Genomic DNA, 17,763 nt, shown 5'->3' on the forward strand with positions numbered 1-17,763 from the left:
CGGTGGAGGCGAAGCCCGGAGGGTTCATCCTGCCGACAGCGCGGCAGGCCGCCTTCACCGACTGCGAGTCCACGACCCCCGCGCTCGGCTCGGCGCTGCGGCCTTCGCCGACGCGGACGGCTTCCCGCAGCCGGTCGTGCAGCTCGGTGACCAGTCCCGCGTCCCGCCGGCGGGTGAAGAAGGCACAGACGTGCGGCCAGGGCGGAAAGTCCGCGGGCATCGCCCGCCACTTGATGCCGTTGTCGACGAGACAGCGCACCGCGTCGATCATCTGCCGATGGCAGTAGCCCTCCGGACGCCCGCCGCGGCCCGCCGGCCATCCCGGAACCGGGAGCAGATCTTTCACCACAGCCCACTCGGCATCGCTCATGTCCGAGCCGTATCGGGGCCGGCGCTCCGGCCGGTCGGCGGCATTCCCGAACCTGTGGGTTAGGCAGTCACACCCATGAGTGGACGAACTGGACTCGGTGACCACGGCCACGCGACACTTCGACAACAGGCCCTCTTGGTTCTCGCTGGACTCGACATCCGCGAGCTACCAAGAGGGCTTTCCTCCATGCACCCGCCCCGGACAACTCACCCGAACCAGGCCCCCGTTCGAACCTGTCCGACCGCGCGAGCGGATGGAGAACAGGCAGTTAGCCGGCCACTTTGGCGCGAGCCTCGAAGATCATGGCCCCAACATCGTGCTGTACCGGGCAGGTCCATAGACTGCCCGACGCGCCGGAAGCTTATGGGGCCATGACCACTCGCCCCATGGCAGCTCCCGCCCAAAGCCGCTCCGCCGACCTTCGCTTTCATCACCGGGAGACTGTGTGAGACGCGTATCGATAGCCGTCCTGGCTCTGTCGCTGACTGCCCTGCTCGCAGGGTGTGCGCAGGAAGAGCCCAAGCCAGTGCGCACCAGGTCACCAGGGGAAGCAGCCTGGTACGAGAGCACCAAGAAGCAGCGCCAGGAGTACTGCGCTGCTTACCGAGCGCATGATCCTCAGCGCCCTGTTCACGTTCCCTCGTTCGCCTCGGCAATGTCTGAAGACGAGTTCGCCGACGACTTCTACAGCACAGTGAAGAAGAAGTGCACGCCAGCCTGACGGAGCAGATGCGCGTGTAGCGGTGGGAGGCGCAGCCACCACGCGACCGATCGTGGCCGGTCTCGCCCATTTACCTGGTCAGGGGCTGTTCACCTGTGGTGGATGTGGGATTTGGACCCACGGTGACTCGCGTCACGACGGTTTCCAAGACCGTGGGCCAGGTCTGGAGCGGAGCCGGACGCCCGGGTGCGCGCCGCCCCGCGCTGTCCGGGGCCGGGATTCGCGGGTCATGCCGAGGGCCGCCCGACCTCGCTCACTGTCCGGAGGCCGCCGGTCGACGTGCCCCTCCCGTGCCCGTTCGGTCGGGCCGACGGGCGTCCGCAACCCGAGGTATCCCACACCGCACCTCCGTGCGAATATTTGGGCGGGTCGGTGCACCGCTCGGCCTCAGCCGCGGAGCCGGGAGGGCACCACCCGATGACGGATTCCGATCCGACCCCAGGCAGGCCAATCGGCCTATACAGGGGCCCGGAATGGCATGCTGTGTCCGGCCCTTACCCCTCGCCCGGCGAACCGGTGCACCCGCCGACAGCATGGAACGGTGCCGCCATCGCCGCGCTGGTCCTCTCACTGCTGTCGTTGCTGTTGCTTCTCGGTCTCGGCATCCTGGGGCTGCTTGTGTCGTTGCTCGTCTTCACGCCGCTGGCGCTCGTTTTCAGCATCATCGCCGGCGTCCAGCTGGCCCGACGGAGCCAGCGCGGCATGGGCCTGGCCGTCATGGGATTCCTCCTCACGCTGCCAGGATGGCCGATCACCGCTTTCCTGTTGTGGTGATCGCGCCCTCCCTGCCGAGGGAAAGGGGCACCGTGCAGAGGGCTTCTGACATCCACGGCTGACTGTGAGGATGTAAACGGTGCCGTCCGAGGAGTCTGACCCTCCATCTGACCGACGCTTGCTGTCCTGTTGATGATTTGTGGACTGCTTCGGACGGTGCCGCCCTGCGCGCGGCCGGTCGGGCGTCTGTGACCTCATAGGAGCCCGGCCAAAGGTCCCATCACAGTCTTGTCCTCCTGCCCGACCGGTGCGTGCCGTCCCCTCATGCGCCGCGCGGAAGGACAGCATCCTCAGCATGGCAGACGAGACAGCAGTGATCGGCGGCGTCGACACCCACGCCGACTTCCCCCAGGCCGCCGTGATCGATTCCATCGGCCGGCACCTTGCCACTCAGGCCTTTCCCGCCACCCCCGACGGCTATCACCGGCTGTTGGACTGGCTCTGCACCCTCCCAGCCGGACCGCCAAGGGGCCACGCCAATTCATCTCGAGATCGGCCGGACAGTTCCTGGTAGTCCGGTCGTGGTCGAGCGTGAGAGCGTGGCCCTGGATCGCGGGCGACGGTTCGTGTGGGGAAGAGTGGCTGGATGAGCGTGATGTGGGCGGCGACGTCGCCGGAATCTGGGCTGTTCCATCCGGTTGAGAGACGTTCAGAGGTGAAAGACCTGTCAGACCGCTTCGACGACCTGCGTTCCTGCGGCCAGGGGTACGTCGAGGTTCGGTCGCCGGATGAGGAGTTCCCGGTGCTGATCCTGGCCTTCCGAGGTGATCACGCGATCGTCCATCTGGTGAGTGACGCCGAGCGGATGTCTCTGCTGGTAGGAGACGGCACCGTGCCCTCGGGTGCCGAGGTCGAAGTCCCGATCATGGACGACCTCGCCGCGTTCACGGGTGACTTCGTCCTGGACACCGATCGGGCATGGGGCCTGGTGCACGACTTCACCCGGACGCGGGCGGCCGGTCCTCTGGGTGAGTGGTGTGAGTTGTAGCCAAGGGTTCGTGACACGATCCCGACCGGTGCTGCTTCAGTCGCCTCCAGCAGATGAGGCTGCGGGCCAATGAGACGAAGGCGTCGTGGAGTTCGGTTCGGCATTCCCAGCGGACGGTGAGACGTTTGAACTGGTGGAGCAGGGCGAAGGTCTGCTCGACGACGTAGCGGAGCTTGCCCAGGCCCTTGATGTTCGGGACGCCCTTGCGGGAGATCACCGGCAGGATCCGGCGCTTACGCAGTTCCTCGCGGTGGGGGTGGGAGTCGTAGCCCTTGTTCCCAAGCAGGGAATCGGGGCGGCGGCGTGGTCGGCCGGGACGTCCGGCCACCGCGGGATGCCGTCGACCAGGGCGAGGGGCTGGGTGACGTCGTTGACGTTGGCGGCGGTGGTAATGACCTTGAGCGGGGTGCTGCGTCCGTCGCAGATCAAGTGGTGTTTGCTGCCTGTCTTCCGGCGGTCGACCGGCGACGGACCGATGTCGGCTTCCCCCATTTTTTCGCACGGATGCGGGAGCCCTCCACGCACGCCCTGGACCAGTCGAGCCCGCCGCCTGCGTTCAGTACGGATGTAGAACTCCGGGCGCGCTCGGTCGCGATAGGCGTACATCTGGCCCCCGGGATCTCGCCGCTCAAACCCTGCCGTTCGAATTTGAGCTGTGCAAACGCCAAAACACCACAGCGCGTCATGTCATCTTCGGCTCTCACGGGCGGTCTGGTACCGTGCACGACGTTGATGTGGGAGCTATTCGAGGCATGAGGAGGTGGGTTGATGACCGTCGGGTTCGGCGCTGCCGTGTGCAGTGCTTCCGCCATCCCCGCCTTCCGGGCCCGGGGCTGACGCCGCGACCCTTCGTCCGTTCAGTTCTCCGGGTCCTTGATCTCTCGACAAGGAACCCTTCTCCCGCCATGAGCGACTCTTCGTTCGACCTGACAAAGTTTCAGGACCTCATTGCCGTCGACGGTGCACCTCGCGCCGCGGCCTACCCGGCCGACTGGGTACTCGAGAACCAGATGGGGCCCAACGCCCTCTGGCTCGTCGATGAGCTGACCGCCGCGATGGACCTCCGTCCCGGCATGCGCGTCCTCGACCTCGGCTGCGGGCGCGCCCTGACCTCCGTCTTCCTCGCCCGCGAGTACGGCGTCCACGTCACCGCCGCAGACCTGTGGATCGACCCGTCCGAGAACTGGGAGCGGATCCGCGCGGCCGGCGTCGAGGACTCGGTCGTCCCGCTGCGCGTCGACGCGCACGACCTGAAGTTCGCCGAGGAGTACTTCGACGCGGTGGTCTGCGTCGACGCCTACGAGTACTTCGGCACGGACCACTGGTTCCTGCGGTCCCTGCTGCGGTTCGTCCGGCCCGGCGGGCAGATCGGCGTCGTCACCCCGGGCACCACACAGGAGCTGGACGGACGCACGCCCGAGCACCTCGCGCCGTGGTGGGACTGGGAGTACAACGGCTGGCACACTCCGCAGTGGTGGCGACGGCTGTGGGAGTCCTCGGGGAAGGTGGACGTCGACCGTGCGGACCTCCTCCCGGACGGCGCGGCGAACTGGCTCGCCTGGGAGGAGGCGGTCCTCGCGGCCGACCCCGAGCGGGGCTCGGCCGACGTCGCCGCGATGCTGCGGGCGGACGCGGGACGGACGCTGGGATTCGCCCGGATCGTCGCACGGAAGCCGGAGACGGAAGCAGCCGGGGACGGCGGCGAGAGGATTTCGCTGTGGAAGTCACCCGTTGCCGAACCCGGCGTGCTGGCCGAGCGGTTGACGCTGCCACAGTATCCGCGGAGCGCGGCGTACGACCCGGCGTGGGTCATGGCCAACGTGATGGGACCGCACCCGCTGTGGCTGATGGAGTGGCTCACCGGCGCGATGCGGCTGGAGCCGGGCATGCGGGTGCTCGACCTCGGCTGCGGGACGGCTCTCACCTCGGTTTTCCTGGCCCGGGAGTTCGGCGTGCACGTCACAGCGGCCGACTTGTGGATAGCCCCCGGAGACAACTGGCGACGGGTGCAAGAAGCCGGCACCGGCGCGGGAACGGCCACGCCGCTCAGCGTCGAGGCGCACGAACTCCCTTTCGCGGACGGCTACTTCGACGCGGTCGTGAGCGTGGACGCCTACCACTACTTCGGGACGGACGTCCGCTACCTGCCGACGCTGGCACGGTGCGTGCGGCCCGGCGGGCAGATCGCAATGGCGGCACCGGGCACTCGGGTCGACCTCGACGCCGAGCCGGTGCCGGAGCATTTGTCGCCGTGGGCGGCAGACGCGGACTTCTGGACGTTCCGCACCGCCCAGTGGTGGCGGCGGACCTGGGAGCGCAGCGGGGTGGTCACGGTGGAGACCGCGGACGCCCTGGAGGACGGCTGGCGGGAGTGGTTGCTGTGGAACCGCACCTGCGCGGAGTTCGCCGCCCCGGAATGGACATCCGGCCCGGCCCAAGAGGACCCGATCGTCGCTGACACGGGGCGTTTGCTGACCCTCACCAGGGTGGTGGCGTCCCGGGACTGAGCCCTTTGACGCCGCGCGCCGCACGACAAGGCCGGGCCCGGACTCCGCTGAGGAGCCCGGACCCGGCCGCGTCGTGTCCGCGGCGCGTACCGCAGCCGGCTTTGTTCGCCAACTCAGGTTCTGGCTCGATTTCTGTGACGCGTGCAGGGTGAGTAACTTCCGCCGGGAGACCTGGGGACCGAAGATGGGTCTCAGGTGTAGACGATGGGGCAGCCGCGTCGGATCGAGTGCTGGGCAGCGCGCAGGAACAGTGCGACGTAGAAGGCTGTGTCCAGGTCCTTGGTCCACGGTCCTGTTCGACCAGGAGCGAACCCACGGAAACGGGCGACCGAAGGACGACATCCGCCCCACCCGTCACACGGAACACCCTTGCCCCGGCAGCCTTCTCAACTCGTCCCGATGAAGCGCCACCAAACAACCCCGCCGGGACAAAACGCTCTTTGAGCCTTGGGTGTGCTGCGCAGGCTGCGGAAATGAGCCATCGAGGAGTCGAGACGCTAAGAGATCATCTGCAACCTCGGAGACCGTACCGAGGGGTCCGCGTCAACGGCTGGCTCGGCGAGGTCCAAGGACTCCAGATCAGCCTCGAAGCCGCCCGCAGCAAACTCTCCTCGCTCGACCGACGGTCCCGAACGTGCAACCGTGCCCCGGTCACCCAGGCAGTACAGCTCGAGGGCGTTCGCCGGTGCCTGCCGTGCCGCCGGGATCCGGGGGTCCATGGGGGCCGTCGGCTCGAGCGCGGACAACGCGGCCGCCGAGTCGTTCTTCGCCTCACTCGAACGGGAGATCCTGCCCGGCCGGCGCGGCTGACCCACCGCACGAGCCGCCCGCCTCGCGGTGTTCCGCCGGCTCGGCTCCTACAACCACCAGCGCAGGCACTCGGCGATCGGCTACCTCGCACCAGTCGTCTTCGAACAGAGATCAACCACGCCGGCCATCGCTGCATGACAACCCGTGTCCACGATCAGGGTGGAAGCCCCGTTCCTCGACCTCGTTGCTACGGGACGCCTGGCGGCACGTTGTCCATCCTGCGACCGACTACCGCCGGAGGAGACCGTCAGTTGGTGGCGAGAAGGCGCTCCAGCCAGTTGCGGCGTGCCGCGACAGCGGCTTTGCTGATCCGCGCCTCGGGGGCTTTCCGGTCGAAACCGTGGATTCCGCCGGGCCACACGTGCAGCTCGGCTTCGCCGCCGGCCTGCCAGATCCGGTCGGCGTAGGCGAGGATCTCATCGCGCAGGCACTCGGCGGAGCCGACGTCGAGGAATGTGGGCGGCAGGCCTGCCAGGTCGGTGGCGCGGGCGGGCGCAGCGTACTGCGGCACGTCAGCTCCGCCCTGGGCGTCGCCGAGCAGCGAGCTCCAGGCGAAGCCGCTGCGGCTGCGGTCGAAGAGTTCGATGTCGTCCATCTGCAGGGCCGAGGCGCTGTCGTTGCGGTCGTCGAGCAGCGGGGCGATCAGCAGCTGGCCGAGCAGGCGGGGACCGCCCTTGTCGCGCACGGTCAACGCGAGCGCGGCGCTGAGGGCGCCGCCGGCGCTGAAGCCTGTGACGACGATGCGTTCCGAGTCGATGCCGAGCTCGTCCGCGTGGTCGGCGACCCACAGCAGACCGGCGTAAGCGTCGTTGATCTGGGCGGGGTAGGGGTGCTCGGGCGCGAGCCGGTAGCCGACCGAGATCAGCGTGGCCCCGAACCGCTCGGCCGTCTCGAGTATCTGGTCGAGCCCGGTGCGGTGATCGCTACAGTAGAAGCCGCCGCCGTGTATGAAGTAGAGCGCCGGCCGCGATGCGGGCGCGCCGGAGGGTGTGCACACCAGCAGCGGGATCTCGGGGGCGCCGTCCAGGCCGGGCACCGAGGGCTGGAAGACGGTGAAGCGCCCGCCATGGCTGAGGTCCTCGAGCGCCGCCACTGCGGCGTCGACCTCCGCACGGATCACCGACAGCTTCTCGAGGCTCATCGGCGCCAAGTCCGGTTCCTCCGCCAGGTAGGCGTTATAAGTGACCTGAAGTTCGGCATCGAGAGGAACAGGAACGGCGGGCACGGTCTTTCCAGGTTCAAGATCCATACGCGCACGCTAGCGCTCCTGTTTCTTTCGCATCATCCGGTTTTCAACACCTTGGCGATCGCGCAGCAGGGCCGGGCGGATCAGCGGCGCGGGCCTGCTCGATCTCGACCGGTCTCACCGAGTAAGTCCGGATCTTGATACCGAGACGCAGACGCCCACCGACTGAGCGCCCGCCTCCGCGACGGCCTGGACGCCCGCTCGCCGCGCGGGGTCGGAGCCGACAACCCGTCCCGGCTGCCCTGGGCGGGTGATCTTGGGAGGGGAGTCGTGACCGGGCGGGTGGTGAGTGGGGTTGACTGGTGTATGCATCTGACTCGACGTGTGCTCACCACGGTGGCCGCCGTCACCGTCGTCCTGGTGACTGCTCCGTCCGCTGCTCCGCCGATCACTGCCGTGCCGTGCGCGTCGGCGTGGCGGGCCGTGCAGAAGGTGGTGGTGCGGATGCCGGCGTGGAATGAGGGGCCGGTGGCGACGACACGTTCGCCGGTTGTGCGCTTACCTGCACCGGGGTGAGCGGGTGCGGTCGTGCGTCGTGGCGGTGGGCCTTACCTCCTGGTCGCGGTACCGGGAGTGCGGCGGCGGGAGCCTGTGGCGGATCGTGCCTGGGGGCCAGGTGCCGTCCGGATGCCTGCGCCGCACATGACCGGCAAGACGCGCCAGATGCAGCGGGACCGGGAGTTCGCGCTCACCCTCGCCGTTCTGCTCCTGACCGGCGGCGTGCTGTTGCTGTCCTGCTGGATGGGCCCGCTCACCACGTTCGCCGCCGTGGCCGTCCTGGTCGTCATCGCCTATGCCGTACCCGGCCTCGCCCGCCGCCTGGCTCTGCGCCGCGCGCTGCGCCGGCTCCTGCGGGCCCTGAACGACGCCTGAGCACCGGAGTCGGTTGGCCGTCTTGGTGATCGCTCTACTGGCTTGCTCACGCCAGGTGGCTCTCCGTGTCGGTCCTGAAGGTGTGACGTTGGGGGCACACCGTTCGGCATCAAGGCCGAGCGACGGGGTTGGCCAGAGGTCGTGGCCATCGAGCTGTGGACGGAGCAGTCATCGCGCGCGGTGGGGACCTTGCTGATGTACGGGTGTGGGCGGGTGAACTGGATGCCGTGCATGGGCGGTTCGTGCACCGTTTCAGCCGGTCCGAGCCGGGGCTCGGCCGGAGTTGGGCCGCGGCCGTGCTGGGATTCATGGCCAATACATTCGTGATCTTGTGTGCGGCATCGTTGCCGCGTTCCTCGGATGTTGGTGATGGGGTGAATCGCTCGTTTCCGTTTGAGGGTCGGCCAAGCCGCGCGTCACTGTTCAGTGCGGCAGGCGGTGGTCGCGCGGCTGCAGGAACACTTCATCCACGTAGCACCAGGCCCATGCTTCGCCGCCCGGCTCTACGGACTGTACGAGTGGGTGACCGCTCGATTCGTAGTGAGCTGTGGCGTGGGCGCCTGGCGCGCTGTCGCTGCACCCTACGTGGCCGCAGGTCAGGCAGAGTCGCAGCCGCGTCTCCTCGCGCCCCTGGGCGGAGCACTCCACGCACAGGTGGCTTTGGGACGCTGGTGTCGGGCCTGCGTCGGCGGCATGGGGACATCCGTGGCCCTGCGGGCGGCCCCCGTCCGGCCGTACCACCCACTCGGTCATGGTGTCGCCTTTCGTCTGCTGGCGGTCGTGGTCGGAATGTCCAGTAATTCGTTCATGCAAGGACAGACGGATGCACAGCTGCGGTGCGAGTGCCGATTATTACGTCCTCGCAGTTCACGCGGCGTGTGCGTGCTCGTGGAGGATGCCGCCGAGTCGATCACGTCGGCGGACGTCGAGGTAATGGAATCGGTCCGGGTCAGTGATCGGTTCAGACGTCGTTTCACTTGGTGAGTCGGCGGTAGGCGATGAGGGCTGCGGCGATGCCGACGAAGGCCAGGAAGTGCTCGGCCTTGCGCTCGTAGCGGCGGTGCAGCCGGCGGCATCCGGCCGGCCAGGACACGGTTCGTTCGACGACCCAGCGGTGTCGGCCGAGCCGGGTGGAGGACTCGATGCCCTTGCGGGCGATGCGGTGGCGGATGCGGCGTTGGCGGAGCCATCGGCGCGGGTGGTCGTAGTCGTAGCCCTTGTCGGCATGGAGCTTGGCCGGGCGGCGACGCCGCGGGCCGCGCCGGGAACGGATCGGTGGGATGCCCCGCACGAGCGGCTGTAGGCCGAGGCTGTCGTGCATGTTGGCTCCGGAGATACCCGGCGACAGAGGCAGTCCGTTCCGGTCGGTGACGAGGTGGATTTTCGATCCCGGCTTGCCGCGGTCGGTCGGATTCGGTCCCGTCAGAGGCCTCCTTTTGCCGCCCTGAGGCTGACGGAGTCGATCGCGCATCGTGACCAGTCCAACTCGCCCTGGGCGCCGAGTTCGTCGAGGAGGACGCGGTGCAGTTCGGCCCAGACCCGGTCCTGGCTCCACCGGGCAAAACGCCGGTAGACCGTGGGCCAGGCCGGCCCGAACACCGGCGGCAACTGCCGCCACGTGCAGCCCGAGGTTGCCACGAAGACGATCGCCGCCAGGCATTCCCGGTCACCCGCCCGCCGCCGACCCCCACCCTGCGGACGCGTGACCTCCGTCGGCGGGACCACCCGCCGGAACAACACCCATAACTCGTCCGGAACCAACCGCTCAACCAGATCCGTCATGCACTACTCAACGAACGATCACGCCATAAGAAACGGTGTCTACGAGAACGTCGCCATCGTCCCCGCCGAACCCCTCCCCGACACCGTCAAACACGGCCAGTTCGAGATCAGCGGCCTCGTCAAAACCGGCAACGACGAACGCGAACGCGGCACCCGCCGCGCAGCACCCCTGCGCATCGACGCAAGCCGCGGCGACTGGACCGACATCGAAACGCTCTGGCTGGCCGGCGACCTGCGCGACGACGACCTCGAGGACCACTTCATCGACGAGATCATCGTCGCCGACATCGGCGACGGCACCGACGGCTGGGAATTCAACGGCGCCTCCTATGCCGTCGAACTCAGGCGATCTGGCCTGGACAGGCGCACTCGATGTCGCCTCGGCCCGTATAGCGGCATCAATCCCGACAAGCCGGCCTGAGCACGCGGTGGCGCGCCCCGCAGCCGCCTCTGCCGGGGTGCTGCGGGCGTGCAAGGGGCACGTCACTCGAAGGGGAAGTTCCGCACCGCTGGCGTCCCATGCTTCCAGAAAGTGTCGTACCGTGCCCGGACTGCGCCTGTCCTGGGGGAGTGGGAAGGCCAGATCGGGGACAGAAGGGCACCACGATGGTCGAAGACGACGGAGACTGGGGCGAGCGGGCCCTGTGCCGAACCGCTGATCCGGACGAGCTGTTCGTCGAGGGTGCGGCTCAGCACCGGGCGAAAGCGCTGTGTACCGGCTGCCCGGTGCGGCTGGAATGCCTGTCCTTCGCGCTCGACAACCGAATCGAGCACGGCATCTGGGGCGGTGCGACGGAGCGGGACCGGCGGGCCCTGCTGCGGCGCCGCCCCGCGGTGGCGTCCTGGCGACGCCTGCTGGAGGCGGCACGGGCCGAGCACGATCAGCAGGCGAAGGCCCTGCACGATCACGCGGACGGCTTGGCCGCCACCGGCTGACCGGTGGTCTCGACCGCCAGGACGCGGCGGCTGCTGCACCACCCTTGTCCGGGTACACCGGGTCGAGGCCGGGGGCCGTGCCAGGGCGCGAGGCCGGCAGGGCGCCGAAGCGTGAAAGCCGCCCGGCGGGCAGAGCGGCAACCGTGCCCCGGCCCAAAACGCAGGCGGGGCAAGAACGCCCGGGCAAGTCCTGGGCGGGCGGCAGGAGATGAGTATGACCGCACCGTCTCCCGCCACCCGCGACGGAACCTGTCAGCAGCCGTTGTCGCAGTCCCAGGAGCAGAGACAGACGCTGCGCCCGCTGGGCCGAGCGGGGAGGATCAGTCTCTGCTTGTTCCGCCGGGTAGCGGTGTTGGCTGTGGCTCGGGTATCCCCGGTGCACGACCGACCACCGGCCGCTCCCGCCAGAGCGTGAGTCCGACGTCGACAAGCAGTACCCGGTCCAGCGCGGGTACTTCTCCCAAGGGGTGCCAGGCCGCCATGTCGGTGGAGCCGTTCGTTTCGTGGCGCAGTCCGCCGCCGGTGACCTGCGCCTCGTAGACGATCCGCAGGCTCTGGAAGTCGGCGGTGGCACCGAGACGGCGCGGATAGGTGTGCCGCTGCGAGTCGACACCGAGCAGCACCGTCGGTTCGATCGCGTACCCGGTCTCCTCCTCGACCTCTCTGATCACGGTGTCGTAGGGGTCCTCGCCGTGGTCCATGCCCCCGCCGGGGAGCGTCCAGCGTTTGCTGTCGTCCCTCAACGTCAGGCGTGCGAGGAGGATTGCCCCGTCTCGCACACACACGGCGTAGGCCGCCACCCTCAACTCCTGCTTCATGCACCGACGTTAGAACAAGGAAGCATCGGCGCGTCCCGGTCTGGGCGGGAATCTGTGGCATGGCGCGCGGAGAAATGCACGTGGGCGGCTCAGGCTCCGGCCGATCCCCGGTCAGCCTGTGGTCACCGTCCCACTCGATGCGGGGGCGGACCGGAGGACCCGGACGAGCTCGGCTACGGGCTGGGCATCGAAACGGCGAAAACCGACTGCGGCACGGTCTGGGACCACGTCGGCGTCGTCCCGGGCTAAGCGACCTGCAACCTCACCGACTCCACCGGCCACCGCACGGCCGCCTTCTTCTTCGCCGCCTCCACCCTCAGCAGGCAGGCGCACCGGACCGGCGCGGCCCTGATGGACGCGGTCAACTGCGCCCTCTTCAACCGAGTTGCGCGTTCTTCAACTGACCTGCGCGTCTGGCCGGGAATCACCTCCGAATCCCGGCGCGAAACGGGCGGGAGCGGCTTGGGAGACACGGTGATTCGTGGACTAGTGTCTCATTTTGACGCGATCAGGACAGAACGAAAGGCAAGTCCAGTCGATGACCACACCCACCGCTCCCCGCCCGGCGGGCCGAACGAGGGCCTCGTTACGGGCACGGCGCTCCCGTCGGCCCCGGCGCGACGGGCCGCACGCCCGTTCCGCGGCCCTCGGCGTCGTCCAGGTGCTGCTGCTCGCGCTCCTGGTGGTGCCGTTCACCGTCCTGGCCGCCGGCCCGGCCCAGGCGGATCCGCCGCCCCAGCCTCCCCCGGGCCAGAGGCCCTACCTCACCTGGAACATGCAGGGAGCCACCGCGCAGGGCGTGAACCTCTGGACGAACTACATTCCAAACATTCTCACCGCGGCCCGGAATCGCAGCACGGGCCCTTCCGTCGTCATGCTCCAGGAGTCGGGTGCCGGCGTGCCGACCGGCTCCGACATCCTGCCCAATCCGCGGGGAACCGTCGGCAACTCGCTGGTCACCTATGCCAACTGGCATGCGAGCCAACGGCCCTCCGAGTGGTACATGGTCTTCCTGCAGACCAACTACCGGTCCCAGCCGGGCCGGCCGGGAGGCCGGGTGAACACCATCGTGATGTCGCTCAACCCGGTCGAGGACGCCATGGTGGTGGACAACCCGCTCGGTCCCGACCGCGGTCGACCCGCCATCGGCATCCGTGAGGGGAACCACTGGTACTTCAGCTTCCACTCGCTGACGGGAGGCGGTGGCGACGCGATCCCGATGCTGACCGCGATCGGAAGAGCCGTCTACGACGCCCAGCGGGCGGAGGGCGTGCGGTACGACTGGACGGTGAGCGCCGACTTCAACACCCGGCCCGACTCCCTGCGCGGCCGACCGGCCTACGCCCTCATCCCGTCGCCGGACAACCCGCAGCCCCCGCTGCCGCCCCCCGCACCGCAGCCCATCCTGCCCCACATCGTGGCCAGTGGTCAGCCCACCCACCGAAGTCCGGACGGGCAGGAAGAGGAACTCGACTTCACGGTGACGACCACCACGCGCGGCACCTTCGCCGCGCGCGTGCTGGGCAACCAAGGCGGCTCCGACCACAGCCCGGTCTACAACGACACCGTCGCCACCCGGACGTCCACCCAGCCGCCGCAGGTCTCCCCGTCGGTAGTCGGCGGCTACGCCGCGGACGGGGCGAACGTGCACCAGGCCCCTTTCGAAGACTCGGGCATGCGAGGACCGCTGCAAACATGTGTGTCGTATTACCTGGGCCAGTGCTATGGGCTCTGGCCCAGTTCGGCGAATGCGGCGAAGACGGCCAGGGCGGCGAGCGCGGCGAAGACGGCCAGGGCCGCGAACGTGACCGGTTCGGCCAACGCGGCCAGGCCGACGAGAGCGGCGAGCGCGGGGAATGCCGGCACGCCCGGCTTCGACTACGTGGGTGCCGTGAGCAAGGGGAACGTCGAGGGCGGTGACAACCAGGAGGAGGCGTTCCCCGGCCAGAGCATCGACGAGTTGCGCCAGCATCTGGTCGGCGACCTGCGTACCTACAAGCCCGACGTCGTACTGCTCCAGCTCGACGTCGCGAACGATCTGGCGACCCGCGACGGGCTGACGGCCACCCAGGAGGCGAACCAGCTGCAGGACCTGCTCGACCAGATCTACATCGACCTGCCCAACACGACGGTGCTGGTCGGCGACCCGGTGCCGTCCAGCACACCGGCCGTCCGGGACGAGATGTACACCGGCACCGCCTCCTACATCGCGCAGTCGAGCCGGATCATCGCCACTGAAGCCCTGGCGGGTCACCGGATCCGGCAGGTGGTCCTCGACCGTGACGTCAGCGAGGTGGACACCGGGCAGAGTGCCGACGGCGTGCCCAACGCCAAGGGCTACCGCGCCATGACCGACGCCTACGCGGCCCAGCTGACCGCCGCGTGGCAGGACGGCACCATCGTCGATCCGGGAGACGTCGTGGTGAACCCCGCCGACATGGTGATCGACGGCAACGGCGTCGACGACACCGGGGACGGCAGCGACATGGGCACCGCGCCCCTGCGGGTGATGGTGGTGGGGGACTCCATGAGCGAGGGGATGGAGGGCGACTGGACCTGGCGCTACCGGCTGTGGCAGTGGTTCAAGGACCAGCACGTCGCCGTCGACTTCGTCGGCCCGTACCGCGGGACCAAGCAGCCGGACGCCCCGACCGGTCCGCCCGGCCCGCCGCCGCTGCAGGGGGAGACGAACCAGAACCCCTCGGCGGCGGGCCCACCCGTCAACGGTGCCTACGCCCAGGGCGTCCCGGCGGACTTCGACGCCGACCACTTCGCCGTGTGGGGCCGCCAGGCCGCCCAGGACAAGGACCTGATCGGCCCCATGGTCGCGCAGTACCAGCCCAACCTGGTGCTCTTCGGCATCGGGTTCAACGACATGGGGTGGCTCGTCAGCGACGCCACCGGCACGCTGGACAGCGTCAAGACCATGGTCGACCGGGCCCGCGCGGCCAAACCCGGCGTCCGCTTCGCCGTGGCCAACGTTCCCATGCGACCCCTGATCGACGGCCGTCAGGACCTGATCGTCAAGACCCGGCAGTACAACACCATGCTGGCGAACGCGATCCCGTCCTGGAGCACCTCCGACTCCCCGGTGAAACTGGTCGACTGGGAGGGGGCCTACAGCTGCGACACCGACACCTGTCCCGCCGGCTACGACAACCTGCACCCCAACGCCCTGGGCGAATACCAGATCGCGTCCGCCTACGAGCGCACCCTGCACGACGGCTACGGCATCGGCCAGTCCGTGCCCGCCGTCCCCGACACGATCCCGCACCGGCCGATCTCCGGGGTGACGGGGGTCGTGGCGCAGGCCGTCCCCAGCGGTGTCGCGGTGACCTGGAACCCGGTGTTCGGCGCGCGCGGGTACACCGTCCGCTACCGGCTCGCGGGTGCCACCGCGTGGAACCAGACCAAGGTGTCGACCAACCGCTACGACACCACCTGGACGGAGGACAGCTGGACCTGGGAGTACCAGGTCCGCACCGACAACGACGGTGACGGCCAGTCCGTCTGGTCCCCGACGGCCACCGCGACCGCGCACCCCCAGACCGCACCGCCACCGCCGGTCGACGGCATCATGACCTCGGCGACCGCGACGGGCGTCGACGTGACCTGGCGGGCACCGAGCGGTCCGTACACGGACAGCATCGACCGGTACGAGGTCATCACCTGGGACAAGGACGTGCCGGGGTCGTACATCAGCAGCACGGGCGTCAGAGCGACGACCGTGCACATCGACGGTCTGACCCCGGGGCACCACTATCTGGTCGCGGTGGTGACCTGGAACCGGGCCGGCGGCGGCATGCCGGGCATGGCCAGGTCGGTGACCATCGGCGCGGGGAAGCCGCCCATGCCCACGGGCCTCACGGTCAAGTCCCTCGACCCCACCACCGTCCAGCTGAACTGGCAGGGCTCCCCCGAGGCGGCCGGGTACCGGGTGTGGGTACGCAACCTCAACGAGCACAACGGCCCGACGACGCCGGACCCGTACATCTCCGACACCCCCGACCACCAGATCGCCTTCCTCTTCCCGGGCAACTGGAACTTCGAATTCTGCGTGACCGCGATCAACGGCGTGCTGGAATCCGACCGGACGCCCTGCGTCTCGGTGCCGCTCCCGCCCCCGTCGACCGGTGCGACCACCCGAGCTCCGGCCAAGTCCAAGTCCACGTCCAGCCGGCCGCCGTCGGACCCGGCTCAGGAATCCCTGCTGAAGAAAGGCCGGTTCGCCGACCCGCGCAGCGACGTGGTCACCGTCCCGCCCACCGGCTGAGGCCAGGACCCGCCTGACGTGCTCGCGGGCCCGCCCACCCGGCCCGCGAGCACCCCGGCCCATGACCAGGATCATTCAGCGCGCAAGATCCATTTCCGATACACGGCCTAGAGGGCGTCTGAAAAGCCCGTCAGCGGGCCTCTTTTGCGAGGCGACGCACCAGGAGCATGGCCATGGCGAGGTAGATGGCGTTCTCCGAGCAGACGCGCAGGTACTCGTAGTCCTTCGACAGGCGGCGGCATCGTCCCAGCCAGGCGAACGTCCGCTCCACCACCCAGCGGCGCGGGATCACCGCGAACTGGGGAACTGCTGGTGGCGGTGCCCCCGCTCGGGCCCAGGTCGAGCGGAATCCTCCGTCGCGGCGCTGCACGATCTCCACGGTGATGCCGGTGGCCTCCCGGGCCCAGGCGTGGAAGTCGGCACCGCGATAGCCCTGGTCCGCCCACACGTGCCGCAGGCGCGGGAAGGTATCGGCAGCCTGGGAGAAGAGCACCACGGCGCCATCGCGGTCACCCACACTGGCCGGGCTCACGCAGGTGACCAGGACAGTGCCGCGGGTGTCGACAAGGAGGTGGCGCTTGATGCCGCTGACCTTCTTGCCGCCGTCGTAACCATGGAGGCCGCCACGCTCACTGGCCCGGACACTCTGGCTGTCCACGACGGCCGCACTGGGAGTGGGATCCCGGCCCAGCTGCACGCGCTCGCATTCGCGCAGCACCGTCAGCATCCGCTCCCACACGCCTTCTTGCTGCCAGCATCGCCAGTAGTGGTAGACGGTCTGCCACGGCGGCAGGTCATGCGGCAGCAGCCTCCAGGCGCAGCCTGCCCGCAGCCAGTACGCCAGCGCGTTGAGGATCTCCCGCCGGGTGTGTTTCGCCGGCCGGCCACCGGGCTTGACCGCCGGAACCAGCGGATGGAGGATCTCCCACTCCGGATCGGACAGATCCGTCGAGTAACGGGTACGCAGCCCGTACACGCCAGCCCCCGAAAGTTCGTCACCACCCCGCTACCAGGCGACTTGCCCGCTGACAGGCTTTTCAGACGCCCTCTAGTGGTAGTGATCACAAGTCGCCGGCCCGGGTCAGAGGCGATGCGGCCCGCATGCGGGCACTCCCGTCAGGCCCCGGTCGGCCAACGGCGCCCAAGCTGAACGCACGCCGTCCTGTTTGCCTCTCGTGCAACCAGCCGACTGGTTAAGCAAGTTGGCGAGAAGCCTGGAACTGCTTTTCGCCTCATGCGGACACTGTTGATCTTGATGTGTAGAACATACCGCCTCGCAGGGGGCGTGGGTCCCGGGTCGTGTTCTGCCTGGTATTCCGTCCGCGCCCGACCTGCAGGAACGATCGGCACCGCTGCTGGTGACCTCGCCTCCGCAGAGAGCCGACTGCACTGGGTCATCGCCGGACTGCATCCAGTTCGGCCGCCGCATCGTCCCCTGGCGAGGGCGCCGCCGTCTGTCCCAGGCCGAGTTCGCCGCGCTGATGCGCCGCTCCCGCCGAGGGGTCGAAGAGCTGGAGGGCGGGCGCCGGAAGGCGGAGCCGAACCTGTCAGTGGCCACCGAGATCGCGCTACGTCTGGATATCACCCTGGACCGGCTGCTGTCAGGCTGGGAGGCGACTGGCACGCCGATCTGCCGCGACTGCGCAGACATCGCCTAGGCCGTGT

At 68.8% G+C, this 17,763-nt stretch carries 15 protein-coding genes and 1 pseudogene; 8 read left to right on the forward strand and 8 right to left on the reverse strand.

What is annotated here, in order from left to right; all coding sequences use genetic code 11:
* Nucleotides 1-196 precede the first annotated feature (196 nt).
* Nucleotides 197-370: pseudogene (locus CW362_RS44610) on the reverse strand (transposase); the annotation flags it as partial.
* A gap of 1,204 nt (nt 371-1,574) precedes the next feature.
* Between CW362_RS44610 and CW362_RS19780 the strand changes: the two are divergent.
* The 3 genes from CW362_RS19780 (at nt 1,575) to CW362_RS19790 (ending at nt 2,853) form a co-directional block, all read left to right on the forward strand.
* Nucleotides 1,575-1,865, forward strand: coding sequence for a hypothetical protein (locus tag CW362_RS19780; protein WP_103550836.1), 291 nt, complete (start codon nt 1,575-1,577; stop codon nt 1,863-1,865).
* 295 nt (nt 1,866-2,160) lie between these two features.
* A complete protein-coding gene (locus CW362_RS19785) occupies nt 2,161-2,379 on the forward strand; it encodes a hypothetical protein (RefSeq protein ID WP_240657889.1) in 219 nt (72 codons plus the stop codon).
* A 72-nt stretch (nt 2,380-2,451) separates the two neighbouring features.
* A complete protein-coding gene (locus tag CW362_RS19790) occupies nt 2,452-2,853 on the forward strand; it encodes a hypothetical protein (RefSeq protein WP_167455627.1) in 402 nt (133 codons plus the stop codon).
* On the opposite strand, the gene CW362_RS43355 is transcribed toward CW362_RS19790, so the two are convergent.
* The gene (locus tag CW362_RS43355; RefSeq protein ID WP_162684133.1) at nt 2,804-3,181 is read right to left on the reverse strand and encodes a transposase; all 378 of its coding nucleotides are present in this window, start codon (nt 3,179-3,181) and stop codon (nt 2,804-2,806) included. The two genes, CW362_RS19790 and CW362_RS43355, sit on opposite strands and share 50 nt — an antisense overlap.
* Nucleotides 3,067-3,459 (reverse strand): transposase, encoded by a 393-nt coding sequence (locus tag CW362_RS45665; RefSeq protein ID WP_103550871.1) that lies wholly within the window; start codon nt 3,457-3,459, stop codon nt 3,067-3,069. Before CW362_RS45665 ends, CW362_RS43355 begins: the two co-directional genes overlap by 115 nt.
* Before the next feature lie 299 nt (nt 3,460-3,758).
* Between CW362_RS45665 and CW362_RS45480 the strand changes: the two genes are divergently transcribed.
* A complete protein-coding gene (locus CW362_RS45480; RefSeq protein ID WP_338069070.1) occupies nt 3,759-5,360 on the forward strand; it encodes an SAM-dependent methyltransferase in 1,602 nt (533 codons plus the stop codon).
* 1,057 nt (nt 5,361-6,417) lie between these two features.
* Here CW362_RS45480 and CW362_RS19810 read toward each other — a convergent pair.
* Entirely contained in the window at nt 6,418-7,419 is a 1,002-nt protein-coding gene (locus CW362_RS19810) for an alpha/beta hydrolase (protein ID WP_103550837.1), read from the reverse strand.
* A gap of 624 nt (nt 7,420-8,043) precedes the next feature.
* Between CW362_RS19810 and CW362_RS19820 the strand changes: the two genes are divergently transcribed.
* Nucleotides 8,044-8,289 (forward strand): hypothetical protein, encoded by a 246-nt coding sequence (locus CW362_RS19820; protein WP_162684143.1) that lies wholly within the window; start codon nt 8,044-8,046, stop codon nt 8,287-8,289.
* 423 nt (nt 8,290-8,712) lie between these two features.
* Here the strand turns inward: CW362_RS19820 and CW362_RS19825 are convergent, their stop codons facing one another.
* Complete coding sequence (locus CW362_RS19825; RefSeq protein ID WP_103550839.1) at nt 8,713-9,042, reverse strand: UBP-type zinc finger domain-containing protein; 330 nt, start codon at nt 9,040-9,042, stop codon at nt 8,713-8,715.
* A 220-nt stretch (nt 9,043-9,262) separates the two neighbouring features.
* Nucleotides 9,263-10,071, reverse strand: a protein-coding gene (locus CW362_RS19830) for an IS5 family transposase (protein ID WP_103550840.1) whose coding sequence is annotated in 2 segments (ribosomal slippage) — nt 9,263-9,717 and nt 9,717-10,071 — 810 coding nt in all. Because the reading frame shifts where the segments join, the coding sequence is not laid out codon by codon here.
* Between CW362_RS19830 and CW362_RS19835 the strand changes: the two genes are divergently transcribed.
* Entirely contained in the window at nt 10,070-10,492 is a 423-nt protein-coding gene (locus CW362_RS19835) for a hypothetical protein (protein WP_206301001.1), read from the forward strand. The genes CW362_RS19830 and CW362_RS19835 overlap by 2 nt on opposite strands.
* A 185-nt stretch (nt 10,493-10,677) precedes the next feature.
* Entirely contained in the window at nt 10,678-11,007 is a 330-nt protein-coding gene (locus CW362_RS19840; RefSeq protein WP_103550841.1) for a WhiB family transcriptional regulator, read from the forward strand.
* Nucleotides 11,008-11,327: 320 nt separating this feature from the next.
* Here the strand turns inward: CW362_RS19840 and CW362_RS19845 are convergent, their stop codons facing one another.
* A complete protein-coding gene (locus CW362_RS19845) occupies nt 11,328-11,825 on the reverse strand; it encodes an NUDIX hydrolase (protein WP_103550842.1) in 498 nt (165 codons plus the stop codon).
* A gap of 538 nt (nt 11,826-12,363) precedes the next feature.
* Here CW362_RS19845 and CW362_RS19850 point away from each other — a divergent pair.
* Nucleotides 12,364-16,098 (forward strand): GDSL-type esterase/lipase family protein, encoded by a 3,735-nt coding sequence (locus tag CW362_RS19850; RefSeq protein WP_162684144.1) that lies wholly within the window; start codon nt 12,364-12,366, stop codon nt 16,096-16,098.
* 130 nt (nt 16,099-16,228) lie between these two features.
* On the opposite strand, the gene CW362_RS19855 is transcribed toward CW362_RS19850, so the two are convergent.
* A complete protein-coding gene (locus tag CW362_RS19855) occupies nt 16,229-17,074 on the reverse strand; it encodes an IS5 family transposase (protein ID WP_103550844.1) in 846 nt (281 codons plus the stop codon).
* Nucleotides 17,075-17,763 lie beyond the last annotated feature (689 nt).

This window comes from Streptomyces populi (assembly GCF_002911015.1).
Classification (GTDB): Bacteria; Actinomycetota; Actinomycetes; order Streptomycetales; family Streptomycetaceae; genus Streptomyces; species Streptomyces populi.